Source organism: Bacillus sp. AF62 (genome assembly GCF_050312695.1).
GTDB lineage: Bacteria > Bacillota > Bacilli > Bacillales > Bacillaceae_G > Bacillus_A > Bacillus_A cereus.
Genome location: NZ_JBNPJZ010000071.1, coordinates 34112 through 46586, shown reverse-complemented (window position 1 = coordinate 46586; position 12475 = coordinate 34112). Strand labels below are relative to the sequence as shown.

Here is a 12475-nt window from a genome sequence, read left to right as displayed (position 1 = left end):
CATCTCAAAGATAAAGGGCTGGAACAGCCACGTTGGTATGGTCAAAATCGCTATCTATTGCATGTTCAGCTAGTTTTGCTGATTCATAACATTGCATATTTATTTTAGTTTTGCAACACCCTCTTTCTTGTTAACCTGAGTAATTTATACACCTCTTTTAATCTATTACACTCCTCCATTTAAATATAAAGGTGACTTCTCGTTCAAATAATAAAGTGAAACTTTAATCCGTCCGATTCCCACCTAACTTCTTTGCTTTCATTGAATTTTTGAGCGGGAGTCTTACTCCCCAAAAATAGTTGGATATATTATGCAATATTGCATTTGATAATCATTTTCATTGTAACTATAATGATTACAGGGTTACTATTAATCCAATATTCTACATGGAGGTTTTATTATGTTTAAAAAAATTATTGTATCTTCTATGGCGCTTACTATGTTCGGTGGAGCTGCAACTATGCTAGAGGCACCTACTGCTCAAGCAGCTTCTAATAACTCAACGTCATCCTCTTACTTTGATGTCACTCCTGAAGAGGCCGTGGCTTTTTATCAATCTCAAGACTATAAAAAATTAAAAGTATTTTTGGATGACTTTGAAGCTAGAAACCCTTATACTCCAGGTGGAGGGTACGCTCAAGGGAGTGTACGTATGCAAAAATTCAACGATGCTCTTAGAGATGCCAAATTAACAAATGTCTACCAAGAATTTATTAGAATCTCATACTACAATCATTATCCAGAACCAAAATAATAACAACGGATTAAATGTTTATTATTTCTATAACTTAGCCTAATTTTAAATGTATAACCTAAAAATAATTACTAAAAACCACTCATATAAGAGTGGTTTTTCTATTTCCCCATATAATTTAGCGGAATGTTACATCACCTTTATTTTAATATCTTTTATAGTAGACATTCTCTAGTTGACACAATCTAGTAGGTTAGCAATGGGAATATCAAAATATATTTATAATTATTTTCTGTTTAATAGCAAAAAACGAACACCCTCTCACAATTAGATAAGGTGCTCGTTTTCATTTTTATCGGTAATTCTCAATTCACTTTAGCTTCTTTCCAATAAGTAAAGATTAAATTAACTTAAAAACAAAGCGTTTTACATTTAATTCATAGATCTTACTGAAACTTGGAATTGCCCCTTAGAACCATCATCATTTGAAACGTAAATTTTATATGTTCCATTCGGTAATGGAGATAAAGCATTCCGTACATTTGTAACATTAATTTGTTGTTCTCCAGGTTTTATATAACCACCAACAATTAGCTCTGTATTTGGACCTTTTACACTATATCCCATTGTATTTTGACCATTATTTTTCATAGAGAAGCTTAAGTCAGTACTCCCATCATATATGAAAGAAGTTACAGCCTCACCACTATAATCCATTGTTTGAGTTAATAATAAGTCTGCAGAAACGTGTTCAACTACATGAATTGGATCATTCGTTTTGTGCACTTCTTCAGCATAAGTATTATTCCCTAACACACCAAGTGTTAATGCTGAAACTACTCCACAACTAAGCGCTAGTTTATTTAACTTCATTTTAAGTTCCCCCTTGATGTTTGTATTCTATTACCATCATACATCCTTTTCCAAGTGCGTTTTTATGTAATAATTCATATCTATAAACCTATATATCTTAACTTTTCACCTTAATAGTTATTGAGAAACCCACATAGATAAAGCTACAATATTACGCTTCATAAAAAACTTATAAATTTTAAAGTCTTTTTCTAACAAAGTTTTATACGATTAAGTACCAAAATACTCAAATAAATAGCATTTCTATTTCAGATAAAATGTACTAATAAAATTTTTCTAAAATTTCACTTTGTAATTTGATATGTTCCATGTTAATATAACGAAGGCTACAAAACAGGCGTCACCATACATATCATTTTCACAGAATATTCATACTTAAAGAACCTTATTTTATCAGTAACTCAATCCCAATTTTACCTATACAAAAGTTAGTTTATAATTTCATATGCACATAAATTTAAATAGATTTCTTCTATTTTCCTTATCAATTTTAATACGAGTAATATAACAGTATTTTTCAAGTACCCTTCCTTTTTTAGATAAAAAGTCTACTAATACTAAACATCTATGTCCAACTCATACATAATTCTACTTACAAACTATTGGAGATGCAAAACTATGGGAATTTCTACTCTTTTATTAAATACCTTTATTATAATAATTTGTATCCTTAGCTATCACGTATTTTGGCTAGAGTTTAAAGAAAAAACAACATGTAATAATATATTATTTTCTATCCTTTCCTCCATTGCTATTATTTTTTGTATGACTTTTCCTTTTCATTTACATGTGGGATTTATTTATGATTTACGTTTTATTCCTATAATATTAGTTTTTCTATATGGAAATACAAAAAACATTGTTTTTATAGGAATTTTATATCTTTCTTATCGGTTTTACTTAGGCGGAAATGGCGTTCTTCCATCATTTATTATCTTCACTATTATTTTTGGTATAACAATGCTCTTTCGTTACTTATTACCTATGTATGTTAAAGAAAAAAAAGTATTATTAAGCTTACTCCTTATTTTAGTATGTACAACTTCACTTTCTATTTGCGGTATTGTAACTCAAATACATACAGGAGGGAAAATAGACTCTACTCTCATAGAATTTTTATTAAATTACATAATCATTAATATTTTCACAGTATTATTATCAGTTTATTTAATAGAGGGAATGATCGAGAAATATAAAATGAAAGAAAAGCTACAACGGGCTGAAAAATTTTATATAGCTAGCGAACTAGCAGCGTCAATTGCACACGAAATCCACAATCCACTAACCACGGTACATGGATTCACTCAATTATTAAATGAAAAACATGCCTCTAAGCTATCTCAGGATCAATACTTAGAAATCATGTTAATTGAAATGCAGCAAATACAATCTACTATTAATAACTATTTATCTTTAACCAAACCACAGAACACCCTAAAAGAGAAAATAGATATTAATCACATTTTAAATCAGGTGAAAGATACTATTTCACCACTCGCTCTATCATACAAAGTTGAAATCAAACAAAATAGTACAGATTCCTTTTATATAAATGGGGACCCCGAAAAATTCAAACTCTGTCTAAACAACATCATCCAAAACGGAATTGAGGCTATAAAAATGGTGGATTATTACAAATAAATATACAAAAAGTAAAAGGAAATATCATAATTGATATTATTGATTCAGGAATTGGGATGTCATCTCAACAAATAAAACGAATTGCTTTGCCATTCTATTCAACAACAGAAAAAGGAACTGGGCTTGGTACTATGATTGCTTATAGTATTATTAAAGAATTAAACGGAGATATAGAGATAGAGAGTAACTTAGGTAAAGGGACACGCTTTTCTATTAGTATCCCTTACTAATGCGATAAAAATTTTCTGTTTAATTAATTACATAAATGAATTTTAAGAATCCCGCTAGCGCTAGCTTACTTATTAATTATCTTAAATTCATGTGTATTAATTAAAAATAATAAGGATCAGAGCTTATCTATTGTTACAGATATACTCTGATCCTTTAGTTTAATTCAATTAAAAACACTTAATATTTATAACTTTTCTTACATCGTGATGAAATACTAGTTCATCGACTTTATCTCATTTACTGATTAGATTGGTTTAATGTAAATATAACATCTCTCGACACTTAATTTGTTATTATCATTATAGACATTTCCTACAGTTGTTTTTCCATTAAAGTACAGACCTTGTGCCATTCATTGAAAAAGACAACTCCCTTTTTACTACTTCACTTCCACCGTATAATTCCCTGTCCCCCCGCCATACTGATACACATGTAAATAATACTTCCCTGGATACGTGTAGTAACTACCTACTAGTTTATTCCCTTGCTGCTGAGCATACGTAACATAATTATTTAAATCTGCTTCAGAATAAAGTACCCAGTTCATTCCGATATTATTTTCATTCGTTACGTTAATTTGAAGGTTTTTAGCAGTCTCCACATTAATTTCAAAGAAATCACTTGTATCGCCATTTCCTAAACTAGCACGTAAGACTTGATTTAACTGCAGTTTGTTTGCTGTTTGGAATGAGTTATTCGGTTCTTTTTCTACACTGTTATCTTCTTTCTTTTGAACAGTTACAGTCGCTGTAGCAGTATTAGTTGCTCCTTTATCGTCTGTTACCGTTAATTTCGTTGTATACGTTCCTTCTTTTGTATATACGTGAGTTGGATTTTGCTCATTACTTACTGCTCCATCACCAAACTCCCATTTATACGAAGTAATTTTCCCGTCTTCATCTTTTGATCCGTCGCTTTTAAATGAAATTGCTTCATTTACATTTCCACTATACGGACCGTTTATAACTGCAACTGGTGCTTTATTCTCTGCACCTTCTTCTGTATTAATACCGTGGAACACAACATCATATTCAAATTGTCCTGATGCATTCACGCGATAATTTACGAAGTATGCTGTTACTGTTTTATAGCCTGTCCATTCCTTTGCACTTAAACGTTTTAACGTATCATTAACGTTTTGTGTAATTGTTTTCCAATCTTCATATTCTCCTTTTGCTGCGGTTCCTGTATATGTACCTTGTAGTGTGAATGTATTAAAGAACTGTGATTTATTTTTCTTCACTGATACATTTTTCAATTTTGCTTCCGCCGTTATTTCTGCCGCAATATCTGAAACTGGCTTTGATGCATGATTCGCTAAATAATCGTCTGATACTAATGGCACATTATATTTCTCACGATTATCAACTAGCATTTGCATATAGTCTTGATATTCTTTATTTAAATTCACATCTTTACTTAATGTAGAGCGATATGCATCATATGCTGTTACATCATTTTTCCTAATAAGATCATGTATTTTATCGAACATATCATATCTCTTATTGTACATATAAGATTGTAAAGCAAAGGAATAATTATAGAAATCCCACGTTCCATACTTTGCATTTAACGTTCGCTCTGCCGTATAACGCTCCGCTGGGTTTGAAGATAATCCTCCTATAATACTCTTTCTCGGTACAACATTATCCGTTCTCGTTGCCCCTGCAAAAAATTCAGCATTCCCTTCTTCAAACCAAGATAATCTTTCATTTTCATATATTTTCCCTTGTCCCCATAACCCTGGTACTTCATATCTACCTTGTAAATAATGCGTGAACTCGTGTCTTAATAATTCTTCTAAACTATAAATACTTTCTTCTGGCGTACGCTCATAAGTAAAGAACGTACCTGTTCCTTCTATATAAAGACCACCGTTATTCGTTTCATAACCGTACAATTGACGATTAAATTGATATTCTGCTGGGCTATTATAAATAGCCATCGTTAGTACATCATCAGGATTTCCTTTTTCTAAAGGTTGATCACTTTCAACCGTACGATGGAATTGTGCCTTCACTTCTTTTGCCGCCCAATATAAACGTTTTACTTTTTCTTCTGTCACTTTATCTCCAGCTTTTAAAACAATTGCTCCATCATCAAACGTATACGTTTTTGGCAAATATTTTTTCTTTCCATCTTCTCTTATTTGATCTAAATTCACCTCTTTACCATTTGCATCTTTTCCGCCATAATTCGTTGCGATTTGCTCAGCAGCTACGAAATATTGCTCCCCTAAATACGGATAAATTTTCATCGCATCTGTTACAACTTGTAACCCTTTCGTTCCTGTACTATGGAACGTACCGAGTCTACCTGTATAATAAATGCCATTATTAATAAGCCAACCGTTTTTTGCTGTAATCGTTCCCATTAATGCAAAACGACTTAGTTCATTAATATAACTATCTATTTTCTGATACCATACTGTATCTTTCGGTGCTTTCCTCGTATCGTACAAATACGATTGAATGTCGTAATCAACACCTTGCATAATATCGTAAATAGCATTTCCAGCTGAAAGATTATCTACTAATGTAGAAAAATTATCATTATATTGTTTAAAAATTTTTGCAGCTGATGTTATCGTTTCCACATCACTCGAAGCGTTTCCTATTAACTTTCCGTATGATGATACCACTCTATTTTGCTCTAATGTACCCAGCTTGAAATTTGAATTGTTAGCTATCGCTTTTAATGCAGGTAAGCATTTATCATGATAACTCCGTTCATTTAATTTACTAAGTTCCGAATTATAAAATCCTAAATAAAATCCTGAACGTAATACCTCCACTAATGTCTCAATCCCTTTTGAATCATCCTTCGTATAGGCTTGTCCTTGCTGCTTCAATTTATCAATAATCGCCTGCATCCTACTATCATTTTGATAGAATGCTAGACTGTCTGTATTAAACTGAAATAGCCCCGTAATTTGCTCCCAATCAATTGTTACAAGTAAATCTACTAACTGCTGATTGCTTAATTGATTTAATTCAGCAATTGTATAAGTTTTCGCTACAGCTAATTGCTTACTTTCTTTTTTCACCTCAGGTGGTCTTTGTGATAAATCGGCAAATTGTAGCCTTTTCTCAAAAGACTTGCTTTCGAGCACTTTCGATGAATGAGCTAATTCTTGTACTGGTAGTTGTACACCGACTGGCTCCATTTTGAGCACATTTCGATAAGAAACTTGCTCTCCCTTAGTATCTTCTGCCAAACTGCCCCCTTGAAAACTCCCTAACATTAAACTAGCAAAACTTACCCCTACTAACATTTTCTTTGAATAGCCTTTCATACTCTCCCCTACCTTACATTTTTAGTGTCCCGCTCCATTATTTTACTATTTTTACTTTTTGTCCTGTATTGAGAAAAAATAAGGTAACGTTCACACATATATTCATTTCATGTAAAGTTAACGCTTGACTTTCCGTGCATTTTATATCAAAAAAGATAGATAATAGCAAAATTCCTGCTACATCTATCCTCGTTTTCAACACTATGATTTTAACTTTATAAACGTAACTTCCGGTAATGTTTGCATATGCTGAATAAACTCATTCTTTTCTTCTGACGATATATTTTTCAGTTGCATCCCTACCTTATAAACAGTTTCTGTACCTTGCTGTGAAGCTTCCACCTCATATGAGAGTATTGGGATGCCTTTCACTTGTAGTGTTTCTAATATTTGTTGTATCGCTTCATGTTTATTTACAAACATTTGCACTGTTATATTTTGTGGAAATAAAAATTGTACCTTAAAAATACGACTTACAATTTCTAAACCAATTAAAACGAGAATCGTCGCTCCAATGCCTACTACATACATTCCCGCTCCAATTGCTAATCCTATGCCGGCAGTAGCCCATAAACCAGCCGCGGTCGTTAATCCTTTCACCGCCTGTTTTTGAATAATAATTGTGCCTGCACCTAAAAAGCCAACTCCACTAACGACTTGTGCTGCAATCCGACTTGGGTCTAGAGACATATGCTCTTCATACACAATATCTGAAAAGGCATATTTCGAAACAACCATTATTAACGCACTTCCTACCGCTACGAGGAAATGAGTCTTTAATCCAGCTTCTTTCGATCGAATTTCTCTTTCAATACCAATCATTGCTCCTAACAAGCCAGCAACACCGATTCGTATAATAAAATCAAAATCTACACTCACGGGCACTTCCCCCTTTCATTCATTATAGATAGATAAAACAAAAATTATCACAAACATCCATTTATCGATACGAAAGAATACCACTAAAATAAACTTAATACTCCGACCGTTTTATGTTAATATTTTAAATATTAACATAAAATAAATAACTTCTAATTTTAAACCTCCACTAATTTTCTAAAAAAACAAAGGTGAATTACATGAAATTAGGTTGAGAAAGTTTAGAAAACGCTTTCACTTTGTGTCATAATTTTTTATAAAAACTACATAACTAAAGGAGCTTACTAACAATGAACGTCTCGTTACTTACACCTACTACTGATTTACAAGAAGAATACTTAGATTTCTATAACGAATGGAAAGATAGCGGTGAAACAATGATCCCGTGGGTTATCACAAAAAATCCTGCCAACTTCCCAGCTATGGTTCAAGAACTTCTCGATGCGCATAACGGAATAAATATCCCTGAAACTTGGGTACCAGACTCTACATATTGGCTTGTTACAGATGAAAATAAAATTGTGGGAGCTGTTAATATACGTCATAGTTTAACTGAACATCTATTTAACGCTGGCGGTCATATCGGTTATGGCATTCGCCCTTCTGAAAGAAGAAAAGGTTATGCTACGAAGTTACTAGCATTATCATTAGAAAAAACGAAGGAATTAGACATCACGAAAGTACTTGTCGTTTGCGACGCAGTAAATACCGCTTCTGAAAAAACGATTTTACATAACGGCGGGATTCGTGATGATGATTTCACTGAGGAAGATGGGAATATAGTAAGAAGATATTGGATTGAGCTATGAATGATCAAAAATAAGCGAGAAAGTGATTATACACTTTCTCGCTTATTTTACACTGCTTCTATTTCAAACTGCACTGTAATACCACTTGGATCTACTACCGCAAACCCATTTGTAGTTTCATTTATTTCATGTTGTTTTTCTATTAATCTTTCTTTCACTTCATCTAATGCTTCTTTATGCGGTAGTACAATCGTATACACCTTTAGTCCAGTTGCATGTACTGGCGGGTGTGGATTGTTTACTCCGTTCCACGTATTTGCACCAATATGGTGATGATATCCCCCTGCTGAAATAAATAAGCAATCCTCTTCACGCTGTTGTACTTCAAAACCTACTGTTTTCACATAAAATTCATGTGATTTCTCTACATCAGCTATTCTTAAATGTACGTGCCCAACGACAGTATTAGCAGGCAAACCATCAAACTCATAATCAACGAATGTTGCCAATTCTTTTAAATCAAGTGGTGTACTTCCTCCTGGCCCTTCTCCCCATCGATCGCGCGGACGGTCTGCATAAATTTCAATACCATTCCCCTCTAAATCTTGCAAATAAAAAGCTTCGCTATATGTATGATCACTTGCACTATTAAACCTTGAAATTGGTAAAATTTCATTTGAATACGTATAACGCCCTTCTTGCTCAGCCGGGCTGTCAATTACATTCTTATTACGAAGAACCCCAAATAGCGCAGAAGCAAAAGCTTCACGAGTCGGAACTAAAAAGGCTACATGATATATACCAGTCGTACGCGGTTCTTGCAGTACCCCGTCCTCTAACTTTTCAAGAACAAGTAACGCGTTCTTTCCACCTTTTCCAGATAAATATGCTTTATTCCCCTCTTGCTTAATTACCTCTAATCCTACAACATTCTCATAAAAAGCAATTTGACGCTCTAAATCTTTCACTTTAAATTCAACATGACCAATACGTGTTTTCGGATGAATTTGTACCATGAATAACTTCATCTCCTTATCCCTATATTTTCCCATTACATATAACCGTTACTATGAAGGATACAACTAAAATCATCCTATGTAAATAAGAAAAGTCAGAATTTACATACATTTTTATTTTCATAATAAAAAAGCCACCTTTTCTAACTTTTAGAAAAGGTGGCTTTATAACTCTTATCTCATTTTATGTACTTCAGCAACTAGCTTTCCACCCTGAATGCCCATATAAAGCTTCACAGGTGCATCATTCGTATTTTCAAATACTAAATCTAAATATGGATATGCAATTGTAGCATCTCTTCCTTGTGGAACATAACCTACCGTTTTAGAATGTGTAGTTCTCTCCACCATTTTCAGGCCAGCTTGATCTGCTGCATTGTATAAAGTTGAAGATGTTTGACAAACACCACCGCCATATCCATCTACTAATTTACCATCAACTATTTCTTTCCCTAATTGATATCCTTTATCTGGTGTCGTATCACCGATTAATGAATTAAAAGAGAAACGGTCTCCTTTTGCTAACACAACTCCATTTATGCTCGCTGCTGACAAACGAATATTCTCAATACGGCCACCTGTTGAACCACCTAAGTTCGTTTCATATCTACCAATTACCGTACCATTTCCTTGCGCATCACTTAATGTTGCGACTGGTTTTTTCTCCACAATCGGCAACTGATACGTAGCATCCCACATACCAACGTTTAACAATTTATCTACTAATTCTTTTTCCATTAATTCATAAGAAGGTTTTCCTTCTTGCCAACTTCCATCAGGTGCTATACGTGAAGGAACCATTTTTTTGTCGACGCTTTTTCCAACCTCACCAACAACCTTTGTTACAGACTTTTTAAATTTCGCTTCATCTTCAAAATAGCCTAAACCAGATAAATCTAATTTTTTCACTTCAGTACCAGTTCGACCATCAACTAAACTAATAGTATCTTGCACTTCTGCTTTAGCCTCTACAGTGTGCCCACCAATATCACTTACCAATGCAACATCACTTACTTTTGCACCACAGCCACTCACTACAGCTACACATAACACCCCAACTAATATACCCTTTACTTTACGGAACAATATACTCTCTCCCTTTCCCCAACATCACTATTATGTATTTATTTCATTTTTATGTATGTTTTGTTACAATCATTTTACAATATGTTTATAAAATGTTACAAGTTATTTTTCACTCTATATAAATTACTCTTTTCTTTTATAAATGTCTATACATATTTACATAAAAGTTTGAGTTTGATAGAATTGTAACTTTTATGTAAACTCTCTCTTTTATCCAGTATATACCATCAGACAAAAGAAATACAAATCAAAAACCCTCAAGCTATTTTTTATAAAGTGAAACTTTAATCAGTGGGGTCTTACTGCCCGTTAATGCGGAATAAAGAGAAATCTCGTCAACATAAATAGGTATTTGCCGTGCCACCGCTCCGCTTTTGCACATACATTATGGTGAATTCAACCTATTTTAAAGAAATGGAGGATGTTATTATGTATCCCTACAATCCATATGATCCATATAATCAATATGCGTACCAACAACCACAGTATGACTTACAAGCACAATATCAATCTTATATAGATCAAGCAGAGCAAACGAATCCATATGACCAAAATAGACAATTCCAACTTCCAATCTCTTTTCCTGGCACTGGAAATCGTCAATTAGAAAGACGCGTAAATGAGCTTGAACAAAGAGTACGTCAACTAGAAAATACAGTTGAGCGCCATACACGTAGACTAAACCGCTTAAACCAACGTTTACGTACAGTAGAAAACAGACTAAACATTCCATTCGCAGCATTAGAAGACGGATTTTAATCGAGAAAATAAAAATTATATAAGGAAGGGGCTCCCCCTTCCTTATATAAATTGACGAAAGTTTTTTCCATCTCTATACTGATAAGAGTTAATGAAATGAAACAAGGTGATAAATATGGATTTTGAAATAAATTATCTTTCCTTTTATGTTGTACAAGTAGAAGGAAAAGGTGAAGCAGTTGATAAACGCTACAAACATTTTCAAACTTTAGACGCTGAAGAATATGAAGATAGCTCCTTAAAAGAATTTTTGAATGGTGAGTTATTAAAAATATCGAAGCGAAAAGTAGAACGTCATGCAAAAACAGAACAAGCCCCAACAAAAATTGGTCGCTTTATTGTAGAGGAGGGGCACGAACTTGATTCAAACCCTCATTACAACCTTTTTAATCGTATTCGCTTTGCAGAAACAAAGGACAACTTTAAAGATATGAGCGAACCTCTCGTTTATACATATCTTGACACAAGCGCTGTACGCGGTGGTGTATTTTTAATTGCTCAGGCAAAACTACGCAAATACTTTGATGACCCATTCGTATTCGTAATGAAATGCGACTTCGAACCAAAGGTTGCTTCTATTTCTGATGAATCCACACTGATTCGTAACGTTGAAATGGCCATCACAACAAAGAATATGAAATCTATCCAGTATCCATACATGCCTGAAGAAGGTATGGTTGAAGTAGGCGAACTAAAAATACACCAAGCATCACATGCCCGCTACTTTGAAGACTTCTTAAAATTCGTCGAATATGAACGCTCTATGCCTGAAATTATGAAAACACAAGTAATGGACATGGTATACGACCAAATTGAAGATGTATTTGAAGAAGGTACGGAAGAACGCGAACAATTCGACCAAGCGATGGAAGTATGGGCTGCCAGTCCGAAACGCGAAATTATGGAACAATTTTCAACCGAAGAAGTAATGGAAGCAACTGCCCAAATCGTCGAGCACGCTCCTGAAGTGGAATTAAAACTAAAAGCAGATCATATCTCTGTGAAGGCGTTACTTGCTGATTTCGGGGATCAAATACATATTGCGAAGGTAAATGACCGATACGTATTAATGATTGAGGCTGATACACTTACGTTTGAGAAAGGCTTCTCTCCTATTGAATTCCTGAAGCCGGATGAGTTGCAAGATGTGATTGAGCGGATTGAGAATAAGCAGCAATATTCTTATGATCCGAACGGGATTGAATAAATCCTTCCATATAACTATTTTTACCGAGCGCTTTTAATAAGCGCT

At 33.8% G+C, this 12475-nt stretch carries 9 protein-coding genes and 2 pseudogenes; 6 read left to right on the top strand and 5 right to left on the bottom strand.

Annotated features, from left to right (window positions below; translation table 11 throughout):
* Positions 1 to 108 (top strand): annotated as a pseudogene (locus ACQRBL_RS17260) (ISNCY family transposase); the annotation flags it as partial.
* Between the two features lie 292 nt (positions 109 to 400).
* On the top strand, positions 401 to 754 hold the full coding sequence (locus tag ACQRBL_RS17255) for a hypothetical protein (RefSeq protein ID WP_023522681.1): 354 nt from the start codon (positions 401 to 403) through the stop codon (positions 752 to 754).
* A 372-nt stretch (positions 755 to 1126) separates the two neighbouring features.
* On the opposite strand, the gene ACQRBL_RS17250 is transcribed toward ACQRBL_RS17255, so the two are convergent.
* On the bottom strand, positions 1127 to 1567 hold the full coding sequence (locus tag ACQRBL_RS17250; RefSeq protein ID WP_023522682.1) for a hypothetical protein: 441 nt from the start codon (positions 1565 to 1567) through the stop codon (positions 1127 to 1129).
* A 618-nt stretch (positions 1568 to 2185) separates the two neighbouring features.
* On the opposite strand from ACQRBL_RS17250, the pseudogene ACQRBL_RS17245 reads away from it, so the two are divergent.
* Positions 2186 to 3438 (top strand): annotated as a pseudogene (locus tag ACQRBL_RS17245) (ATP-binding protein).
* A gap of 380 nt (positions 3439 to 3818) precedes the next feature.
* On the opposite strand, the gene colA reads toward ACQRBL_RS17245, so the two are convergent.
* Complete coding sequence (colA, locus tag ACQRBL_RS17240; RefSeq protein ID WP_065484771.1) at positions 3819 to 6734, bottom strand: collagenase ColA; 2916 nt, start codon at positions 6732 to 6734, stop codon at positions 3819 to 3821.
* A 201-nt stretch (positions 6735 to 6935) separates the two neighbouring features.
* Complete coding sequence (locus ACQRBL_RS17235; protein ID WP_000109724.1) at positions 6936 to 7613, bottom strand: MgtC/SapB family protein; 678 nt, start codon at positions 7611 to 7613, stop codon at positions 6936 to 6938.
* Positions 7614 to 7903: 290 nt separating this feature from the next.
* Between ACQRBL_RS17235 and ACQRBL_RS17230 the strand changes: the two genes are divergently transcribed.
* On the top strand, positions 7904 to 8422 hold the full coding sequence (locus ACQRBL_RS17230) for a GNAT family N-acetyltransferase (protein ID WP_063548278.1): 519 nt from the start codon (positions 7904 to 7906) through the stop codon (positions 8420 to 8422).
* Positions 8423 to 8469: 47 nt separating this feature from the next.
* Here ACQRBL_RS17230 and ACQRBL_RS17225 read toward each other — a convergent pair whose 3' ends face one another.
* Entirely contained in the window at positions 8470 to 9378 is a 909-nt protein-coding gene (locus ACQRBL_RS17225; RefSeq protein WP_023522684.1) for a VOC family protein, read from the bottom strand.
* Between the two features lie 174 nt (positions 9379 to 9552).
* Positions 9553 to 10464, bottom strand: coding sequence for a VanW family protein (locus ACQRBL_RS17220; protein ID WP_000488980.1), 912 nt, complete (start codon positions 10462 to 10464; stop codon positions 9553 to 9555).
* A gap of 429 nt (positions 10465 to 10893) precedes the next feature.
* Between ACQRBL_RS17220 and ACQRBL_RS17215 the strand changes: the two genes are divergently transcribed.
* Positions 10894 to 11223, top strand: a complete 330-nt coding sequence (locus ACQRBL_RS17215; protein WP_000283711.1) for a hypothetical protein — start codon at positions 10894 to 10896, stop codon at positions 11221 to 11223.
* Between the two features lie 115 nt (positions 11224 to 11338).
* Positions 11339 to 12430 (top strand): DUF3900 domain-containing protein, encoded by a 1092-nt coding sequence (locus ACQRBL_RS17210; protein WP_000345035.1) that lies wholly within the window; start codon positions 11339 to 11341, stop codon positions 12428 to 12430.
* The last annotated feature ends 45 nt before the right edge of the window (positions 12431 to 12475 follow it).